The 18,539-nt window shown below is 66.6% G+C and carries 18 protein-coding genes and 1 pseudogene; 6 read left to right on the top strand and 13 right to left on the bottom strand.

What is annotated here, in order from left to right:
* Nucleotides 1–6 precede the first annotated feature (6 nt).
* Both AC07NX_RS06715 and AC07NX_RS06710 read left to right on the top strand, forming a co-directional pair.
* Nucleotides 7–240 carry a hypothetical protein gene (locus AC07NX_RS06715; protein WP_494640229.1) on the top strand — a complete coding sequence of 78 codons (234 nt, stop codon included), beginning with the start codon at nucleotides 7–9 and terminating at the stop codon, nucleotides 238–240.
* Entirely contained in the window at nucleotides 240–434 is a 195-nt protein-coding gene (locus tag AC07NX_RS06710) for a hypothetical protein (RefSeq protein ID WP_494640228.1), read from the top strand. Before AC07NX_RS06715 ends, AC07NX_RS06710 begins: the two co-directional genes overlap by 1 nt.
* Before the next feature lie 43 nt (nucleotides 435–477).
* On the opposite strand, the pseudogene AC07NX_RS06705 reads toward AC07NX_RS06710, so the two are convergent.
* Nucleotides 478–1,170 (bottom strand): annotated as a pseudogene (locus tag AC07NX_RS06705) (ATP-binding protein); the annotation flags it as partial.
* 790 nt (nucleotides 1,171–1,960) lie between these two features.
* Between AC07NX_RS06705 and AC07NX_RS06700 the strand changes: the two are divergent.
* From AC07NX_RS06700 to AC07NX_RS06685, 4 genes are all read left to right on the top strand, one after another.
* Entirely contained in the window at nucleotides 1,961–2,173 is a 213-nt protein-coding gene (locus tag AC07NX_RS06700; protein ID WP_494640227.1) for a helix-turn-helix domain-containing protein, read from the top strand.
* 229 nt (nucleotides 2,174–2,402) lie between these two features.
* Nucleotides 2,403–2,783 carry an RHS repeat domain-containing protein gene (locus AC07NX_RS06695; RefSeq protein WP_494640225.1) on the top strand — a complete coding sequence of 127 codons (381 nt, stop codon included), beginning with the start codon at nucleotides 2,403–2,405 and terminating at the stop codon, nucleotides 2,781–2,783.
* Nucleotides 2,784–2,935: 152 nt separating this feature from the next.
* Complete coding sequence (locus AC07NX_RS06690; protein WP_494640224.1) at nucleotides 2,936–7,168, top strand: RHS repeat domain-containing protein; 4,233 nt, start codon at nucleotides 2,936–2,938, stop codon at nucleotides 7,166–7,168.
* 453 nt (nucleotides 7,169–7,621) lie between these two features.
* Entirely contained in the window at nucleotides 7,622–8,317 is a 696-nt protein-coding gene (locus tag AC07NX_RS06685) for an IS6 family transposase (protein WP_494640223.1), read from the top strand.
* A gap of 17 nt (nucleotides 8,318–8,334) precedes the next feature.
* On the opposite strand, the gene AC07NX_RS06680 is transcribed toward AC07NX_RS06685, so the two are convergent.
* The 12 genes from AC07NX_RS06680 to AC07NX_RS06625 all read right to left on the bottom strand — a co-directional run bounded on the left by AC07NX_RS06680 (nucleotide 8,335) and on the right by AC07NX_RS06625 (nucleotide 18,538).
* Nucleotides 8,335–8,541 carry a hypothetical protein gene (locus AC07NX_RS06680; RefSeq protein WP_494640222.1) on the bottom strand — a complete coding sequence of 69 codons (207 nt, stop codon included), beginning with the start codon at nucleotides 8,539–8,541 and terminating at the stop codon, nucleotides 8,335–8,337.
* A 2-nt stretch (nucleotides 8,542–8,543) separates the two neighbouring features.
* Entirely contained in the window at nucleotides 8,544–9,590 is a 1,047-nt protein-coding gene (locus AC07NX_RS06675; protein WP_494640221.1) for an RHS repeat domain-containing protein, read from the bottom strand.
* Between the two features lie 4 nt (nucleotides 9,591–9,594).
* Nucleotides 9,595–9,984, bottom strand: coding sequence for an Ig-like domain-containing protein (locus AC07NX_RS06670; protein WP_494640219.1), 390 nt, complete (start codon nucleotides 9,982–9,984; stop codon nucleotides 9,595–9,597).
* A 90-nt stretch (nucleotides 9,985–10,074) separates the two neighbouring features.
* On the bottom strand, nucleotides 10,075–11,280 hold the full coding sequence (locus tag AC07NX_RS06665; protein WP_494640218.1) for a type II secretion system F family protein: 1,206 nt from the start codon (nucleotides 11,278–11,280) through the stop codon (nucleotides 10,075–10,077).
* Nucleotides 11,273–12,940 carry a GspE/PulE family protein gene (locus tag AC07NX_RS06660; protein ID WP_494640217.1) on the bottom strand — a complete coding sequence of 556 codons (1,668 nt, stop codon included), beginning with the start codon at nucleotides 12,938–12,940 and terminating at the stop codon, nucleotides 11,273–11,275. The genes AC07NX_RS06665 and AC07NX_RS06660 overlap by 8 nt, the downstream gene beginning before the upstream one ends.
* 23 nt (nucleotides 12,941–12,963) lie before the next feature.
* Nucleotides 12,964–13,707, bottom strand: a complete 744-nt coding sequence (locus AC07NX_RS06655) for a prepilin peptidase (RefSeq protein WP_494640216.1) — start codon at nucleotides 13,705–13,707, stop codon at nucleotides 12,964–12,966.
* On the bottom strand, nucleotides 13,704–14,081 hold the full coding sequence (gene gspG, locus AC07NX_RS06650) for a type II secretion system major pseudopilin GspG (protein ID WP_494640215.1): 378 nt from the start codon (nucleotides 14,079–14,081) through the stop codon (nucleotides 13,704–13,706). The genes AC07NX_RS06655 and gspG overlap by 4 nt, the downstream gene beginning before the upstream one ends.
* Nucleotides 14,082–14,086: 5 nt before the next feature.
* The gene (locus AC07NX_RS06645; protein ID WP_494640213.1) at nucleotides 14,087–14,845 is read right to left on the bottom strand and encodes a hypothetical protein; all 759 of its coding nucleotides are present in this window, start codon (nucleotides 14,843–14,845) and stop codon (nucleotides 14,087–14,089) included.
* Entirely contained in the window at nucleotides 14,826–16,766 is a 1,941-nt protein-coding gene (gspD, locus tag AC07NX_RS06640; RefSeq protein ID WP_494640212.1) for a type II secretion system secretin GspD, read from the bottom strand. The genes AC07NX_RS06645 and gspD overlap by 20 nt, the downstream gene beginning before the upstream one ends.
* Nucleotides 16,767–16,791: 25 nt before the next feature.
* The gene (locus tag AC07NX_RS06635; protein WP_494640211.1) at nucleotides 16,792–17,349 is read right to left on the bottom strand and encodes a hypothetical protein; all 558 of its coding nucleotides are present in this window, start codon (nucleotides 17,347–17,349) and stop codon (nucleotides 16,792–16,794) included.
* Nucleotides 17,325–17,792, bottom strand: coding sequence for a hypothetical protein (locus AC07NX_RS06630; protein ID WP_494640209.1), 468 nt, complete (start codon nucleotides 17,790–17,792; stop codon nucleotides 17,325–17,327). Before AC07NX_RS06630 ends, AC07NX_RS06635 begins: the two co-directional genes overlap by 25 nt.
* 44 nt (nucleotides 17,793–17,836) lie before the next feature.
* On the bottom strand, nucleotides 17,837–18,538 hold the full coding sequence (locus tag AC07NX_RS06625) for a hypothetical protein (protein ID WP_494640208.1): 702 nt from the start codon (nucleotides 18,536–18,538) through the stop codon (nucleotides 17,837–17,839).
* Nucleotide 18,539 lies beyond the last annotated feature (1 nt).

Genomic DNA, 18,539 nt, shown 5'->3' with positions numbered 1-18,539 from the left:
ATGAGAATGATCACGCCAGGGTTCTACAACCTCGTCAGCCTGGAAAATGGCGATGAGACCAGTTGGGGGCGGGCCGAGGTCTTGGAGGTGGAGGGCACCTTGATCAAAGTGCGCCGAGGCAACCAAATCCAAATCCTGAACACGGCCGCTTCGACCTTCATCAGCGCCACGCCGGTCAAAGCGCCCTCGACGGAAAACGCTTTTGCGGAGTTTAACGTCCTGCCTTCTGGGGAATCATAGTGAAGCTGACTCAGTATAGCGTCACCGACCTGAAGCAGGCGGCTGAGCATCTCGCGGATGTCGAGCGGCAAGTCGGCGAAACTCTTCGGGAAAATCCTAATGCGGATTTGGCGCTTGTGATCGCGATCCTCCAACGAGATCGCGCGGAACTCACGGCAGAGATCGAGCAGCGGGTCGCGGACGGTAGGCTGTAGCGCGGACGCCTCAGGCCGCTAGGTGTGTTTCCGCCATAAGAGCGCCGAATTCGGGAAGCTCGTCCAGGAACAGCACCCCGTTGTGGGCCAGCGACACCTCGCCCGGCTTGGCCTTCAGCCCGCCGCCGGTCAGGGCGGCCATCGAGGCGCTGTGGTGCGGGGCGCGGTAGGGCCGGGCCCGGGTCAGGGTTCCCTTGGCGATCAGCCCCGCCACCGAATGGACCATCGAGGTCTCCAGCAGCTCGTGCGAGCTCAACGGCGGCAGCAGCCCCGGCAGGCGCTGGGCCAGCATCGACTTGCCCGAGCCGGGCGGGCCGCAGAACAGCAGGTTGTGCGACCCGGCGGCGGCGATCTCCAGGGCCCGCTTGGCGTGCTCCTGGCCCTTGACGTCGCGCAGGTCCCGGACCGCCTCGCCCTCGACCACCGGCCCGGGCGACGGGGCCGACAGCACCTGGCCGCCGCGGAAATGGTTGATCAGCGCCACCAGCGAGCGCGGCGCCAGGATCCGCGTGCCGCCCGCCCAGGCCGCTTCCGGCCCGCAGGCCTCCGGACAGATCAGGCCCAGGTCCATCGCCCCCGCCGCCATGGCCGCCGGCAGGGCCCCGGCGCAGGGCGAGATCCGTCCGTCCAGGGACAGTTCGCCCATCGCCGCCCAGCCGTCGAGCGCGTCGATGGGGATCACGCCCATGGCGGCCATCACCGCCAGGGCGATCGGCAGGTCGTAGTGGCTGCTTTTGACGGATTGCGGATTCCTATCGTCATTCTAGGGGCCGTCGATGCGCGGAGATCTCCAAACGCGCAGCGGATCGACGGACCCTAGCAGCACTGCCTTTCAGCCGCTTTCTTTCTACCGATCGAGCTCGCTCGATCGGCTCTGAGACAGTTCAGTTAAATGGGCTGGTCGATCTTCTGGCTCATGCGCTGGCTCGCCAACTGTTCGGCGATCAATCCCAGCAGCCATTCTTAATGGTGCAGCGTGCAGCTTACCGACGCTCCCGTACCCACGTCGGCGCAAGAGCTAGCGGCAGCGACTATAGGCAATACTGCCGCCACCAGATGTGATTGATCAAAGAGTGGATCGCCGTTCGGGTCAGCGTTTAGTTTGGTCCGCCCCGTTCCAACGCCAGTCATTACCCAGCCGATAGCTGCGCAAAAGCCCATGGTGAACAACATCGGCAACATTGGACTACCCCTTAGGTCACTGCGGCTTGTTAGAGTTGTGCTCGAGCACCTCCCACATGCAACCGACAAGAAAGCGCATAACTCGTTTGTGGAGACTAGCGCATTCGGCTGATCTCCCCGCGTCTACTACGGAATTCATTGTGTGGTCGACGATGGCGACCTGCACCGCAAGGCGTGCATCAAGCTCTTTGCCGGCCACGGCATCAACGAGCGCGTCAATCAGCGCAGGTACCTCGATAGAGGGGACACCCCTTTCCATCTCGCCTTCCTGCTGCACACGAGCGGTGTGAATATCACACTGATCATGTGTAGATCGCTCCGCTGTTCCCCGCAGCCTTCCGAGCGTGGCCGACACAGAACTCCAAAATTTTGGGCGAAGAATACGCCATCTTCGGCGCGCAGCTGAGCTCAGCCAGGAAGAATTAGCGGATCGTGCCGGACTGCACCGAAACTATATCGGCGGCATCGAGCGCGGCGAACGAAACGCCGGCTTGAAGGCAGTGTACGCGTTGGCCAAGGGGTTGAATTGCGAGCCGCGCGAGCTGTTCGAGGTCTGAGCGTTGCCCATCGCCGGCGAAGGTGGGATCCGATACGCTGTCGGACAGGGGCCAAGGTGTGCGCGCAGGCGATCCTGCGCGGGGAGAGCGCGAGCGCCAGGGCCAGTGTCTGCTCGTGGCGCAACCCGGCCGGCGAAGCAGACCTTCGGATCGGCGGAGAAGGGTGGAAGGGCGAACTTGGCGCGGCGCCATATGCGGACTATCGGCGCGCCGATGGTCCAATTTTTCGTTGCGCGAACGCCTTGATGTGGTCAAGTTATGGTTGATCGGATTGTCGCGCGGGGACGTATCAATGGTTTGTTGGCAAAAACTGGTCGTGATCGTTGCCGGGATTGCCACGCTGAGCTCACCCGCAGGGGCTCTGGCCGCCAGCACCGTCACCTATACCTACGATGTTTTCGGCCAGTTGGTCGCGTGCAGCAGCACCGCTGGTCGGTCAGTGTCCTACACCTACGATGCCGCGGGCAATCGCACGAACATGACGTCCACCGGCACAATCGCGCTCAACACGCCCTCGAACGCCCCCAGGGCCACGCCGGCATCCGACGGCCATGGAGGAGCCGCCCTCGCCCAAGCCGCTCAGCCAAGGCGCGCCGTTCGGGCGCGCTGAGGCTTAATTCTTCATGGCTTTCGGCGGGCTCGGCCAAGGTCGCGCGCCACCGCCATGTCATTAATCTATAAATTTAGATATCTAAATTACACCCCTTGCGGCAGCTGAACTTCCCCCTCTAAGGTCCAGCTTGGGAAGCTCGGGGGGTTGCTTTGCTGGAACGAACTGCGGGAACGGTCCGCGCCAAGACCATGACGTCGGGCGCCCAACGCTCCGTCGTCAGAGCAGCGGCGGGTACTCAGCCGAAGCCGGGCCTTCGAGTCTGGCTGGCCCTATCGGCGTTGCTGTGCGGCTCGACCTGCCTGACCCCGATCGCCCTGGCCCAGGTCACCGATCCACCCGTTCACTCGTCGATTGACCAGAACGGCTTCGATTTCCTGTCAGGCGCGCTTAGGCGCACGACGGCCCACATGACGGTTGGGGATGAGGCCGCCGGAGGGCTGACCTACGTCACGCGCTCCGCGTCCAACAGCGTCGGCAGCGGCACAACGGCGGCGGGCTATATTAGTTCGGTTGGCGGGGTCTTTAAGGTGGTTATCGGCTTTTCGGCCGAGCGGTTCAGCGGAACCTATGTCCCTGAAGAACAACGCGGATCGTCGTTGTCTTATTCGGCCACGACCCAGACCTACACCTATAAGACTGCAGAAGGCCTGACGGCCTATTTCACGAAGGCGCTGAGCGCGGGGCCGCGCTATCCCGCCGGTCTATCATCAATCGTCAAGCCTGACGGCACGGTCATCACCTACAATTACAAGACCGTTACTACCTGTAGCGAGACTCCCGAAGGCGGGACTGTCTGCAGCAACAGCTATCGCCTCAACGCGATCGACAGCAGTGCCGGCTATCAGATCCGCTTCAATTATACCGCCGAGGCGCTTACCAGCGTGGTAGGGCTGAACACGGCTACCTACTACTGCGATCCAACCCTTGACGCCTGTGCGAATATTCCCTCGAACGCGCCGCGCCTGATCTACACACACTCGGCGGACTGGTTGTCCCAGACCGTCACCAACGAAAAGGGTGAATGGGTTACGGCGACCACCAACGGGATGGGACAGCTTCAGTCGGTCGCCTCGTCCGGCGCGCCGACCATCACCTACGGTTACGCCACCAGCACCGCCTCCTCACCGTCCTCAATCTCAAGCGCCGGACGCACCTGGCTCTACAACTACAATGCCACAACTGGCACGACGATTGTAACTGATCCGCTGAGCCACCAGACAACCATCCAAACCAACAGCTTCGGCATCACCAGCGAAACCGATCCGCTGAGCCACGTGATCTCGCGAACCTATGACGCCTCGGGCCGCCCAGGAACCGTGACTTTCTCCGAAGGCAATTCGGTCCAGTACGCCTACGACGCGCGGGGCAACGTCACCCAGGTCACCCATGTGGCCAAGCCAGGCTCGGGCCTGGGCAATATCGTCATCTCGGCGGGCTACGACGCCACCTGCGCCAATCCGGTCACCTGCAACAAGCCCAACTGGACCCGGGACGCCCTGGGCGCGCAGACCGACTATACCTATGACGCAACCCACGGCGGCATCTTAACGGTCACGGCCGCGCCGCCGACTGCCGGCGCAGTGCGCCCACAAACTCGCCTCAGCTATGCGCAGATTCCGACCTACGGCCTCAACAGCGCCAGCGCCCTCGTCCAGATCGGCACGATCTGGGCCGCGACAGGATCATCGGCCTGCGCGACCAACGCCTCATGCGCTGGCGCGGCCGAGGAGAGCAAGATCAGCATCGCGCGGTCAGGCGGCACGAATTTGCTGCCGGTTTCAACGACCCAGACCGACGGCGCCGGTTCACTAGCGGCCACCACCAGCTTCACCTACGACAACATCGGCGCGCTGCTGACCGTTGATGGTCCGCTGGCTGGCGCCGTCGACGTCACGCGCTACCGTTACGACACCAACGGGCGGTTCGTTGGTCTCGTCGGTCCCGATCCAGATGGCGCGGGCAGCCCATTGAAGAACCGCGCGCTGCGCTACTCCTATGACGCCGCTGGCCGGCCGATCATCATCGAGCAAGGCACGGTGAACAGCCAGTCGGACACGGACTGGGTCGCGATGACCGCCCTAAGCCAAGATTTAACGAAGTATGATTCCGCGGGTCGCCCGACGCACAGCGCCTACAGCACCGGGGGCGCGCTGCGCTCTGTTGTCCAGTACAGCTATGACAACGCCGACCGGCTTGTTTGTTCCACGGTTCGAATGAACGCCTCGATCTTCGGATCCTATCCGAGCTTCGGCTCTCTGCCGGCGTCGGCTTGCGATCTGGGGACCCAAGGCGCTGACGGACCCGATCGCATCAGCTATCGGACCTACGACAACGCCGACCGGCTGCTGTCAGTCACCGCGGGCTACGGCACGGCAGCGCCACGTGTCGAGGCCGCCGCCAGCTATACGGCCAATGGCCGCCAGGCGACCATCACCGATGGTAAGGGCAACGTGACGACTTACGAATACGACGGCTTCGACCGGCTGGCCAAGGCGCGCTATCCCAACGCGTCGGGCGGCGGAAGTTCGACGACCGACTACGAGCAATACACCTACGACGCGGCCGGCAAGGTTCTCCAGGACCGTCGCCGCGATGGCAACGCCGTCAACTTCTCCTACGACGCCCTGGGGCGGCTGACCTACAAGGACGCCCCCAAGGGCTGGTACTATTACGACAACCTAAACCGCCCGACCTACACCTACGCTGGCGACAACGCCGAGCAGATCATGCTGCAATCTTACGACGGCTTAGGACACCCGACCGTCGCCTACGACTATCGGGGCGGCAACTGGGTCCCGCTCACCAGCAGCTACGACCTGGCTGGCCGGCGCACCCGCCTGCAATGGTCGGACGGGTTCTATGTCGATTACGACTACGACCTAAGCGGGGCCATGACCGCCATTCGCGAGAACGGCTCGTTCACCCTGGCCGCCTACGCCTATGACGACCTGGGCCGGCGGACGGCGGTCAATCGGGCCAACAGCGCCCAGACCTATTACGGCTATGACGCCGCCTCGCGGCTGGCCGGTCTAACGCTGGACTTGGCCGGCACGGCCCAGGACCAAGCCTACGGCTTCACCTACAACGCTGCTGGACAGATCAAGGTGCGGACCTCCAGCAACGACGCCTATCGCTGGACCGGCGGTGGGGAGGTCAGCCGTTCCTATACGATCAATGGCCTCAACCAGACGATCACGTCGGGCGCCAACGCCATCACCTATGGCGGCAAGGGCAACCTGGGCTGTGACGCGTGGAACGCCGCGGCGGGTCAATGCCAAGGAAGGTCCTATGCCTATGACATGGCAAATCGGCTGACGATCGTGTCCGGAGGGGGCAGCGCCACCCTCTACTACGATCCGGCCGACCGGCTGGGTCAGATCTCCGGCGCGACGACCACCAAGTTCCTCTACTCGGGCACGGACCTGGTCGGCGAACTGGATGCCTCGAACACCCTGGTGCGCCGCTATGTCCCCGGGCCAGGGACCGACGAGCCGGTGGTCTGGTACGAAGGCGCCGGGGTGGGGGACCGGCGGTGGCTGCTGGCCGACGAGCGCGGCTCGGTGGTGGCGGTGACTAACGGTTCGGGCGCGGCCAGCACCATCAACACCTATGACGAATATGGCGTACCGGGGGCGAGCAACGTCGGCCGCTACCAGTACACGGGGCAGACCTTCGTCTCGGAACTGGGGGTCTACAACTACAAGGCCCGGATGTACTCGCCGACCCTGGGGCGGTTCATGCAGACCGATCCGATCGGATATGATGATGGGATGAACTGGTACGCCTACGTGGGCAATGATCCGATCAATTTCAGCGATCCTTCAGGACTCCAGCTCGTTCAGGCTTATTGTGGCGGGGTGGCGTTTAATGTTCCCGGCGGTCCAGGTGAGGTTGATGGTATCGGCGGGGGGCCGAAGAGCTGTGGCATGATCGACCTAAGTAGACTTGTGAGTACCTCATATCTTAGCCCCCTCATTACTCTTTCTGGCGGCTTGACAGCGAAAGATGTTCGCGAGGCGGCTAAAAAAATATACAGCGAAATCTGTATTGGGTCGATCGACTCGCCTGGTGATCCGGTAGGCGCTATATCTGACAGAGCTTCAAGGGCGTTAGGTGCTGGTATTGGAAGCTTGACCGGAGGGGTCGTCGGCAAGGTCACTGAAAATGTGGCGAAAGGAGCCGCCAAGAGCATCGGTTTTGAGATCGGCAGCGCGAGCAGAGTCGTCGGCGGCGCCGTAAGAGGTGGCCAGTTTGGAGAGAAAACGTTTGGCAGGTTAGGTATAGTAGGAATGTTTGCCGGAGGGGTGCTCGGAGCTATTTACGAGCCTGAAATTACCAAATTCAAAGATGATCTAAAGCTCAGGCTTTGCGGAACGAAATGAAATGAAAATCCTAATAATTACCCTGTCAGGGGCGTTATGGTTCTCCATAGCTGTCACTATTTTTTATTTTGTATTTGCCATTCTAGACAACTCTGGCGTTCCTAGAATCATAGAAGGGGTGGCTGTTGGGGCGTTTGCTGTTATTTGCTGGGCTGCTAATGTACATTTTGTACGGTTAATACTCAAAATTTTCCGTATTAATTAAAGCGAGCTGGTAGTTACTCTTCAATGATTGGCTCATTCATTGGGAATTCAGACATTTGTTGTTTTGATGTGATCTTACCCTGCTGTCTGAAAGCATAGTCACACACTCTTTTATTCGGACGCGGTGAAGTTAGGTCGACGAAAAGATCCGCGTGATGACGGCGTCTCGGGGCGGTGTTGTCAGCTTAACTGAAGCGCTGTGAGCCTCTTTGGCTGGACACGGTTCGTTGAGGCGGTCAGAAGGGCGCCATGCGTGCTCTGTCCTTCAAGCGTCACCGGTTCCGGTCTGACGTTATTCGCCATGCGGTGTGGCTGTATTTCCGCTTCACCCTGAGCTTCCGTGACGTCGAGGAGCTGCTGGGCCAACGCGGGATCGAGGTCAGCTACGAGACCATCCGCTGCTGGACGATCAAGTTCGGTCCGCAGATCGCCGGGAACCTGAAGCACCGCCGGCCCGCACCGTCGCCACGCTGGTACCTGGACGAGATGGTCTGCAACGTCGGCGGTCGCAGGATGTATCTGTGGCGCGCCGTCGACGACGAGGGTGAGGTTCTCGATCTGGTGATGCAGCGGCGGGGGGATACGGCCGCCGCCCTGAAGCTGCTCAAGCGTCTATTACGAAATCAGCCCATTGATCCGGTCTTGATCACGACCGACGGGCTCGGCTCCCACACTACGGCGCTGAAGAAACTGGACCTGATCGACCTGCACCGCCCCGGTCGATTGCGTGAAAATAACCGCGCCGAAAACTCTCACCTGCCGATACGACGACGAGAGCGGAAGATGCAGGGGTTTAAATCTCAGGCCTCCGCTCAGCGGTTCCTGACCACCCACGCGGCGACCTACAACACCTTCTATCTCCAGCCTCACCTGATCCGTCGCCAGACGCCTCGCCGGTTCCGCAGCGAAGCCATGCGCGTCTGGAACGTTGCTGTGGCCGCCTGAGGTGGGTTCTTTGGCGCCTACCGCGCCTTGGTGGGCTTAACCTGACAACGCTCCACCGAGTTGCGCGAATGAACGCCGGCCGAGTCCGGTTGCAGGTTCGGCGGCGGTGCGACGGGCGGATCGGCGACGGTGATCGACGCCGTGGCCGGCGCGCTCTGGCCGCCGGGGCCATTGATCAGCGCATGGGCGACAAAGCTGTCCGCCTGAGTGCAGCGCCTAGCCATGTTCACCGCACCCCGACCTTGTCGACGCGGACATAGGCGTGGGGCCAAAAGTAGGTCCTAAACTCGATCGTATGGCCGGCGCGGACGGCCTCCAGGGTGAACGGCGCGCCGAAGGTCTGGTGCTGCAGGGTCAGCGCCCAGGCCCGGCGGGTCAGGGTGCGGTCGGTGATCACATCGCCCTGGGTGGCGTCATAGACTTCCAACCGCACGATCGGCAGCTCGTCATAGTCGTTGTTATCGATCATCAGGGTCCACAAGGCGGTGTGCTCGCCCGCGGCCAGAGAGCCCACATACGGCCCGTAGGTCATGAAGCCGGCGGCGCTGGCCGTGCTGGCGGCCCAGCCGTCGCCCTCGGCGAAGCCTGTCGTATGGCCAATGGCCGCCCCTTCGGCTTCCCAGCTGATCGTCGCCGCGCCCGCCTGGCCTCCCACCAGGGTGGGTAGGACCAGGCCGATCCGGTCGAGCTTGACGTAGGTCGACGGGACGTAGCGGGTATAGAACTCCAGATAGTGGCCCTTGCGCGCGGCCGGCAAGTTGAACGGCACGGTAAAGTATTCCGGCCGCGAGGCGACAGGCCAGTCGGCCAGCGTGATCGTGCGGCTGGCGATGGTGTCCATCTGGTTAGTGTCGAAGACGCTCAGAACCACGACGGGCTGGCTGGCGGGCAGAGCCGACACCGCCCGGGTCAGCTTCCAGACCGCGACATTGTCGCCCATCGGGGTGTTGGTCGCGTAGGGCCCGTAGGTCATCAGACCGTCCGCCGTGGTCGCACTGGCCGCCCAGCCGTCGCCGTCGGCGTAGCCGACCTGGTGCCAGGAGAGCTCCTCGGCTTCCCAGGACTGCAGAATCGGATAGAGCGGGCGATAGGTCACCGCCGTGCGATTTCCCGCCAGGTCGTAGGCGTAGGTCGTTTCCGATCCGATCTTCCGGGTCACGACCAGTTGGCCCTGGGCGTCGTAGGCGTAGTCCGACCTGTCCTGGGCCGGGGCGCTAGTCGCCAGCAGGGTCGCCGCGGCGGCGGCGATCAGGACGAATTTGAAGGGACGCATCGGATCAGGGCCGCTGGATCGTGAAGGTCGTGCGTACGGCCAGGCCGCGGCTGTCGACCACCACATAGGTGAAGGTCGTCCCGCCCGAGCCGATATTGGACACTTCCACCTGGTTGTTCCCCCCCAGCGCGCCAACGGCGCCGTTGGTGAACCGCTCGACCACGGTCAGCTTCAGGACGTCGCCGTCCTTGTCGACGCAGGCCGGAGCGGCCGAGACGGGATTGACCGTCGCCGTGACCGGACCGGCGTCCGCCGCGGTCGACAGCACCAGCACCTTGGCCCCGCACAGCGGCGCCATGCCCAGTTGGGCCGGCCCCGCCTGGCCAGCCGCCAATGCTCCGATCGGCGCAGCGACCAAGGTCGCGCCGAGCACTACGCCCAACAACAATCGCATCGAAATTCCCCACCAAGCCCCAAGGTCAAGCTTGTAACAGAGACCGGCAGGGTTGCACCAGCAGAAGACCTCATACAGGCCGCGACGTTCCTAATTCAACGCAGTCTGCCCCAGTTCGGTCACACCGGACAGCAACCCCGCCATCATCAACCCGATCAGCCCCCCCAGCAGGACGATCAGGGCGGGCCCCAGCAACCGCGCAGCCGCCTCGACGCCACGCACAGCGGCGTCTTCCTCCAGCTTGCCCGAGCGCTGCAGCATGCGTCCCAGAGCTCCGGTCGATTCCCCGACCGAGACCAGCCGCACGATGGTCGGCGGAAAGCTTTTCACGCCCTGCAGGGCCTGGGACAGGGACACGCCCTGGCGCACCTGCTGCAGCACCCTCTGCAGGCGGCTCCTGGCCAGGTCGGAGCGCACCCCGCGAATAGCCAGCCTCAGGGCCTCGCTCATCGGCGCGCCCGCCGCCAACATGGAGCCCAACGAGATCGCAAAGCCGCCGAACGCCAGGGCGCAGGTCGTACGCCGCCAAGGTCCCGTGAGCCACAGGCGGTCGAGCGGACCGCGCAACAGACCGGCCCGGCCGAGACCCGCCACCAGAATGATGACGGCTCCCAGGCCTCCGGCCAGCATCAAGCCCTGCTCGCGCAGCAAGCGGCTGGCCGCCAGCAGGCCCGACAGGATCGGCGCGCTCCCCTCGCCGCCGTCGCTGACCAACGGTTCCAGCGACGGCACCACGGCCAGCAGGATCACGCCGGCCGCCGCCAAGGTGCTGATCAGCACGAACAGCGGATAGGCCAGGGCGGCGACCAGTTGCTGACGCAGCTTGATGGCCGCCTCGAGCATCTCGCCGGCCCGACGCAGCGCTTGGGGCAGATCGCCGGCCGCCTCGCCGGCGGCGACCAGGGCGGCCACGAAGGCGTGGCGCGGCGCCAGGGTGCGGGCGAAGGCCGCATCCAGCGCCTCGCCGGCGCTGATGTCCTGCAGCAATCGGCGGCAGGCGTTGGCGACCCGCGAGCCCTGGGCGCGCGACAGCAGCACATTCAGCGCCGATCGCATGTCCGCCCCAGCGCTTAAGAGATCGGCCAGGCTGAGCAGGATCTCGGCGCTTTCGCGGTCCTGGAGGCCATGGTCGCCGCCGCGAACCTGGTTTCGCACCGGCCGCAGCTTGAGCGGCGACAGTCCCTGGCGGCGCAAGCGCTCGAAGGCGGCCTGTTCGCTGGGCCCCGGAACCTGGCCGCGAACGCGCTTGCCGTCGGCCCCGCGCGCGACATAGGCAAAGCTCTGGCCCTCAGTCATGGACCGCGCCCATCACTTCCTCCAGCGTGGTCTCCCCGCGCAAGGCCTTGTCCAGGCCGTCGGCCGCCATGCTGGCCAGACCCAGCTCATGGGCCAAGCGGGCGATCTCAGCCGCGGGCTGGCGATCGGCGATCGCCCTGAGCAGGAGGTCGTTGGTCAGGAAGGCTTCGGCGATCGGCACGCGCCCCCGAAAACCGGCGCCCTTGCAGGCCGAGCATCCCTGAGCCTGAAAGGTGCGCATCGGCGCGGCCAAACCCTGGTCGGCGACGAAGGCCAGTTCGGCCTCGGTCGCCGCTCCGGCCTGCCGGCAATGCGGACAGAGCCGCCGCACCAGCCGCTGGGCCACCGCCCCACGGAAGGCCGCCGCCAGTTGGTAGGGCTCCACGCCCATGTCCAGCAGGCGCGGCACCACGGCCAGGGCGTCGTTGGCGTGGATCGAGGCCAGCACTAGGTGTCCGGTCATGGCCGCCTGGATGGCCACCGCCGCCGTCTCCGGATCGCGGATTTCGCCCACCAGGATGACGTCGGGATCCTGGCGCAGGAACGAGCGCAAGGCCGCGGCGAAGGTCAGCCCTAGTTGCGGCGCGACCTGTGTTTGGGAGACATGCTCGAAATGGTATTCGACCGGGTCCTCGACGCTCAGCACCTTCTTGGGCGAACCGGTGAAGGTCTCCAGGAGGGCGTAGAGGGTGGTGGTCTTGCCGCTGCCGGTGGGACCGGTGACCAGGAAGATCCCGTGCGGCGCGCGGCCGGCCTTGCGCAACACCTGGGTGACGCCCTCGGCCAGACCAAGGCCTCCCAGGTCGAGGGGCACGGCGCTGCGGTCGAGGATCCGCAGCACGGCGGTCTCGCCAAACACCGTCGGGGCGGTGGCGACGCGAACGTCGACCGACTTGCCGCCGATCACAAAGGACGTGCGACCATCCTGCGGTAGGCGGCGCTCGCCCAGATTGAGGTTGGCGATCACCTTGATCCGCGACACCGCTGGCGCGGCCAGATCGGCGGCCACGACCCGATGGTCGATCATCCGGCCATCGACTCGCAGGCGCACGCGCAGGTCATGACGGCGCGGCTCGAAATGGATATCGGAGGCCCCCAGGGTGATCGCCGCCTCGAAGGCCTCGGCCACCAGGCGCGCGCCGCCGCCCTCGACGACCCCGTCCGACACCTGGTCGATCTCGCGGGCGAGGCGCCGCTCGTCGATCGCCTCGGCCGGCGCGGCCGCCTCGGGCCCGTGGCGTTCGTCGAACGCGCGGCGCCACTCCCCCGGACGCGCGGCCAGGACGCTGACCGTACGGTCGGTGGCGAAGACCAGGCCCGCCAGCGCCTCATCGTCCAATGGGTCACAGGCCGCGCAGACCAAGGCAGCTCCTGTCTCGTCGAGCGGCAGCAACCGGGCCCGGCGCAGGAAATCGGCTGTGACGCCCAGGTTGGCGATTTCGACGACCGCCGGCCGCAAGCGCGGCTCCCAGATCTCGCAGCCGGTCGCCTGGGCGTAGGCCTGCGCCAAATCCTCGTCCGACAGCGCGCCTAGCTGGTTGAGCACCTGCTCGACCGGCTGGCCGGTGCGCACGGCGACCAGCTCGGCGCGGGCGATGGCCGAACCCTCGACCAGGCCGCGTTCGACCAGCATCTCGACCAGGCGAGCGCGCGCTGCCAAGCGCGCGGGTCCGCGGGCGGCCGTCATGGGATCAGGTCTCCGAACAGGCCCGCCTGCAGCGCCAACCCGACCACCCAGCCGCTGGCCGCCAGGACCGGACCAAAGGCGATCCTGCCGTCGGCCGGCTTGACCAGACGCACCTGCGCCAGCCCTATGAGCCCCGCCAGGGCCATGGCCCAGGGCGTCGCCGCCCCCAGCCACAGGGCCAGGGCCGCGGCCAGCTTGACGTCGCCCAGGCCTAGGCCCGGATCGCCTCGCCGGGCCGTGAAGGCGCGGCGCAGCAGGAACAGGATCGCGCCCGTCAGGACAGCCGCCGCGAGAGCGGCCAGCAGCGCCGCTGGACCTCGCAGCAGCGCCAGGCCCAGGCCCAGAACGGCCACCGCCGCGCTGGCCAGATCCGGCAATCGGCGACTGGCGGCGTCGGCGGCGGCGGCGGCGATCAGCACCAGGCCCAGGGCGGCGGCGACCAAGGCCGGTCCGATCGGCAGGAACGCGACGCTGGCTATCGCCAGGCCCGCACCAAGAACCTCGCCGGCGAAATGGCCCGGATGGATCGGCGCGCGGCAATCGGCGCACGCCCCGCCCAGGCGAACGTAGGAAACGATCGGAACGGTGGCGCCGAACCCCAGCGGCGCGGCGCAGGCGTCGCAGCGTGAGCGCCCGCTCAGCGCCTGCTCGCCACGCGTCCAGCGCAGTCCGGCCGTGGCGGCGAAGCTGCCGACCACCGCGCCCAGCAGCGGGGCGGCGAAAAGCGCGGGGAGGTTCATTTGGGCGCGACCAGGTCGCGCTTGGTCCCCGTCCCTCCGGCCTTGCGGTCGGCGCCGAGGCTGACGACCTCGAAGGCCTGGTCATCGACGGCTCGATAGAGGATGGCGCCGGCCCAGGGATCCTTCAGGGCGCTGGCCGATTTGAGATAGGGCCCGGTCCAGCCCTCGACGTCGGCCGGCTCGTCGACCAGCGCCTTCAGGCCTTCACTGGCGGTCGGATAGCGGCCGACGTCGGAGTGGAACATCTCGACAGCGGCGGCCACGGACTCCAGTTGCAACTGGGCCGATTTGACGCGCGCGCGACCCAACTGGCCCATCAGGCTGGGGGTCAGGACCGCGGCGATCAGGCCGATGATCGCGATGACCACCAGCATCTCGGTCAGGGTGTAGCCGGCTTCCCGCCCGGGTCGCCCGCACCGCTCTGCCGAGCCTCGATGGTCTTGTCGCATGTCACGCCCTTCCCCGCGCTTCGCCCGAAGCGCCGCCATATCATCGCGCTGGGGCTCTGCGCCCGCCCGATCAATCTCACAATCCGCTCGTCCGTCCAGCCGTCTTGCGTGGCGGCCCGCACCCGCCAGATCTGTCCCGCCCGCGCGCCCCCCGGTTCCTGGTCAGGCTCGCGGGTCGCGCCCAGGCTGACGACCTGCGACCTCCCCCACGGGGAGATGGCGCTGGCCGCGCAAGCCCGCCAGGCGTCGCCGCGGTCGGCCGCCACGATCTCGTCGGGGGTCGCGCTCGCCGCCTCCAGCCCCGCCAACCGCAGTCGCGCCTCGCCCGGATCAACCGCGCCCAGCGCGGCCAGCGCCTTGTCATCGAGATCCCCCGCCGCGGTCAGCGCCAGCTTGGGCGCTTCCGGCTCGGCCAACAGGGCCACGCCCTGCGGATCAAGGCCGCCGACGCTCCAGACCAGTCGCCCCGAACCGGAGCTGTTCAACAGCCGCGCCACCGCCAGGACCTGAGCTCCGGACAGGGCGTATTCGGCCTGGCTGCGTCGATAGTCGGCCCGCGCCAGCTTCAGCACCGCGACACCGCGCATCACCAGGGCCGCCGCCAGAATGGCGATCGCCAGGCTGACCGTCAGGGCCGCGGCCGTGGCGTAGCCTGCATCGCGGCGATCCTCAGTGCGGCAGCAGGCCACGGCTCTCGATCTCACGCATGTCGGCCAGCAGGTCGCGCGTCATCAGGCTGGAGGCGGCCGGATCGCGCATGATCCTGACGGTCAGCAAAACCACCAGCTCGGTGCGCGCGCCCTCCTTGGACTTGGACTTGAACAGATTGCCCAGCAGCTTGACGTCCTTGAGGCCCGGAACGCCGCTGTCGGAGTCGCTGCGGCGATGACTGATCAGACCGCCCAGAGCGACGACTGCGCCATCCTGCAAGACGAGCGTGCTGGAAAGCTTGCGCTGCTGGATGGTCGGCGAGTCGATGCCGGAGGTCACGGTCTTGGCCACCCCGCTGACCTCCTGGGCGATGTCGACCACGACCTTGTCGTCGCCGCTGATGCGCGGCGTGACCTCGAGGATCACGCCGGTGTCGCGGTACTCCACCGTGTTGACGATAGCGGGCGAAGAGGTGGTGGTGTCGGTGGCCGTCTGGGTGACGATGGGCACCTGGTCGCCGATCTGCAGGCGCGCCTTGTGATTGTCCAAGGTGATCAGCTTGGGCGCGGAGACCACGTCAATGGCGGTGCGCGAGCCCAGCGCATTGACGGCCGCGTCGATGTCGCCGCCCAGATAGGTGATCGAAAAGCCCGGGAATTTGGGGCCGATCACCCCGTTGTCGGTATAGACCGAATTGCCCCCCAGCTTGCCGTTGCCGCTCACCGCCGACCAGTCGACGCCGAACCGAAAATCGTTGGTCAGACTGACCTCGATGATCGAGGCCTCGATCATCACCTGGCTGGGCGGGCGATCGATTTCGGCCAGGGTCTGCTGCAGGCTCATCCAGCGCCCGGCCGGCGCGCGGACGATCAGGGTGTTGCTGTCGCGGTCCACGCCAATGCGCACGCCGTCCTCCAGCTTCTGATAGCCGAGACTTTCGGTGTCGCCTTCGCCGCCGCTTCGCGCCCCGCCGCTGCCCTTGGTCGAGGCGGCGGTGTCGGTCTGGGATGCGCGGCCGGACTGGCGATCAGCGTATCCGCCGCCACTGTCCTCGCCCGTCGACAGGACCTGCGAGAGGGTGCGGGCCAGCGAGGCGGCCGAGGCGCTGCGCGGGCGATAGACATAGAGCTGGGTGGAAAGATCGCGCGACGGGGTGTCGAGCCGGGCGATCCAGCCGGCGACCTCGTTCATCGCCGTCTCCGTGCGGGCCGAAACGATCAGTCCGTTCAGCCGGCTCAGCGACGAGACGGACACCCCCTGGACCCCGGCGGTCGACAGGATCTTGGCCAGATCCGCCGCCACCGTGCCGGCCGCGGCCTGATGCAGGTCGAACCAGCGGATGCGCGCGCCCTCGAAGACGTTGCGATCCAGGATCTTGATGGTCTCCAGAAGCGACTGCAGTTCCGAGCCCGACCCGCCCAGCACGATCAGGCCAAGCTTGTCGTTGGAATAGAGCACCGCCTTGGAGCCGGTCATCGCCTCCAGCGCCTTGGCCACCTCGGTGGGCGTCGAGAACGACAACGGAACGGCCACGACGTCGTAGCCGCCGCGTCGCCCGCTGGCGATTGATCCCGGATCGCGCAACGCGGCCGATGAACGGGCCTTGTCGCGCGGCGCCAGCACCAGGCTGTCGCCTTGACGCAGCAGGGCCACGTCGTTGACCGCCAGGGCCGTCTCGAAGGCCTCGAGCAACTGGGCGCGGGTCAGCCGCCGGTCGATCCGGAACGACACCTTGCCGGTGACGCCGGGATCGATCGTGTAGGGCACGCCAAGGGCGTTGCCGAGAATCTCCTCGGCCACCTGGGCGATGTCGGCGTCGCGAAAGGCGAAGGTGAAGGACTCGGGCCGCTCAGCCTGCGGCGAAGCCGCAGCGGCGGCCAACGCCGGGGCCGTTCCTGGCGAGGCCAGGGTCAGGCTCGCCCCGCTAAGGATCAGGCAGAGCGCGCGCTTGAGCGTCATGGGAGACTTCATTGGAGACACAAATTCACCCGCCAAGGCCAGGGGCGCTGGCGGGCGGCGGAGGCGACCTGAAGCCCGACGGAGGCATGTCGCCGGGCATGGCCGTCGGCATCGTATTGGCCGGACCAAGGCTGGCCGTCGCGCCGCCAGCGGCGGCGGACGTAGCCTCGCCGATCCGCAAGGTCTGAACGCCCAGCGGCAGGTCGAGGGTCGCCCGACCGGACCCGACCTCGCGCAGCACAACGCCGTCGCGGCTCTCGCCTCGCGCCAGCCATGCCGGCGGCTTGCCGTCGATGGCCACCAGGGCTGCGGCGCGCCCGGGCATGCGCGAGACGCCCAGCACGCTCACCATCGGATCGCGCGCGGCGTTGGGGCCGGTCGAGAGAGCGAACAACGGCGGGCCCAGCAGCGATGGCGCGCCGCCCCCCAGGCTTCCTCGCCCTTCGGACGGCCGTAGGTCCGCCAGGCGCTGCTGCGCCGGCGCCAGCACGTCCTGGCGCCCCGCCGCCAGCCAGGCGGTCGCGCCCAGGACGAGGCCTGCCGCGGCGCAGATCGGGATTAAAGGCGCGCGGAGGTCGAACAATAGAAATGTCCTGAAAACTGCAGGGAAACGGCCGAAGTCTTGGAAACCAGGTCGACGGAGTCTGCGAACAGCGTCGGACGCACCGCGTCCAGATGACCCAGCAGCGCCATGGCGTCCTCGTAGGAACCTATAGTCTCGAAACGGAAATTGACGGCCAGCAAGCTGTCGCCCGCAGGCGCCGATGGCTCAAAGGCGATCGTCGCCAGCTTGGCTTGGCCCAGCCCCGCGCGAAGCTTACGCTCCACGACGCCAGCGCCAAGACCAACGCCTTCGCGGCAGATCGCGCCGCGCGGATAGGCCAGGCCGCCGTCGCCGCCGCGCTGCAGGGTCTCGATGCGATCGAGCTTGCGCTCCACCTCGGCCAGTCGCGCGGCGCGATCGTCGGGGCGCGCGAGGGCCGACAGGCCCGTCGCGGTGACGATGGCTGCGGCCCCGCCGATCATCGCGGCCGCGACCGCCAGGCCTGGCCCACTGGCCCGATCCCGGCTCATCGCCCGGTCTCCTCGGGCTCGATCCGCCACAGGCCCGCCCCCTCGCGCGTCACCGCCCGATGGGGATCGACGAACGGCGAGGCTTCTCCGCGGGCCTGGACGCGACTGACGCCATGGTCCCAACGCCAGGCCTCGATGCGCGCGTCGGGTGCGCGGGCCGCCATGGCCCAGGCCAAGTCCGCCAGCGGCGCGGCGACCCGATCGCCGGGCGCAGCCGCCGTCAGCGCCGCCGACTGCCGCCGAACCGACTGGAGCGCCTCGGCCCGTTGCAGTCTCGCCCCTACATCTTGTTCCAAAGCCCCCAGTTGCTCCTCGCCCTGGGCGCGGGCCACCAGGGCGCTGGCGATCGAAATGAACAGCAGCGCCGCGACGGCCGCGGCCGCCGCCCCGACAAGCAGCGAGCGCCGCGCCCGGCCCGCCAGAGCCTCGGGCGGCTCGAACACCACCTGCACCTGTTGGCCCTCGACCTGGACCTGAGCTTCGAACCGTTCCCCGATCTCGGAGGCGCGCACATAGCAGGCGGCGAACCGCGCGGCCTGTGTCGGACGCCACGGCGTCAGGCGCCTGAGCCGCAGATGCACCTGGTCGATCGGCAAAGGGGCTTCATGACGCGCCGCCAGTTGCGCGCCGCGCACCTGCTCCCACGGCCAGCCGGCGGGCGACTGGACCGCACGCGCGAAGACGCGCGGCGTGGCCATG

The sequence above is a fragment of the Caulobacter sp. GW821-FHT09A05 genome (assembly GCF_059418465.1).
This window is presented reverse-complemented; position numbering and strand designations above follow the sequence as displayed.

Excerpts from the sequence above, each read along its gene's own strand:
- AC07NX_RS06715 (WP_494640229.1), top strand. The coding sequence starts at position 7 with ATGATCACGCCAGGGTTCTACAACCTCGTCAGCCTGGAAAATGGCGAT.
- AC07NX_RS06685 (WP_494640223.1), top strand. The coding sequence starts at position 7,622 with ATGCGTGCTCTGTCCTTCAAGCGTCACCGGTTCCGGTCTGACGTTATT.
- AC07NX_RS06680 (WP_494640222.1), bottom strand. The coding sequence starts at position 8,541 with ATGGCTAGGCGCTGCACTCAGGCGGACAGCTTTGTCGCCCATGCGCTG.
- AC07NX_RS06675 (WP_494640221.1), bottom strand. The coding sequence starts at position 9,590 with ATGCGTCCCTTCAAATTCGTCCTGATCGCCGCCGCCGCGGCGACCCTG.
- AC07NX_RS06670 (WP_494640219.1), bottom strand. The coding sequence starts at position 9,984 with ATGCGATTGTTGTTGGGCGTAGTGCTCGGCGCGACCTTGGTCGCTGCG.
- AC07NX_RS06665 (WP_494640218.1), bottom strand. The coding sequence starts at position 11,280 with ATGACTGAGGGCCAGAGCTTTGCCTATGTCGCGCGCGGGGCCGACGGC.
- AC07NX_RS06655 (WP_494640216.1), bottom strand. The coding sequence starts at position 13,707 with ATGAACCTCCCCGCGCTTTTCGCCGCCCCGCTGCTGGGCGCGGTGGTC.
- gspG (WP_494640215.1), bottom strand. The coding sequence starts at position 14,081 with ATGCTGGTGGTCATCGCGATCATCGGCCTGATCGCCGCGGTCCTGACC.
- gspD (WP_494640212.1), bottom strand. The coding sequence starts at position 16,766 with ATGACGCTCAAGCGCGCGCTCTGCCTGATCCTTAGCGGGGCGAGCCTG.
- AC07NX_RS06630 (WP_494640209.1), bottom strand. The coding sequence starts at position 17,792 with ATGATCGGCGGGGCCGCAGCCATCGTCACCGCGACGGGCCTGTCGGCC.
- AC07NX_RS06625 (WP_494640208.1), bottom strand. The coding sequence starts at position 18,538 with ATGGCCACGCCGCGCGTCTTCGCGCGTGCGGTCCAGTCGCCCGCCGGC.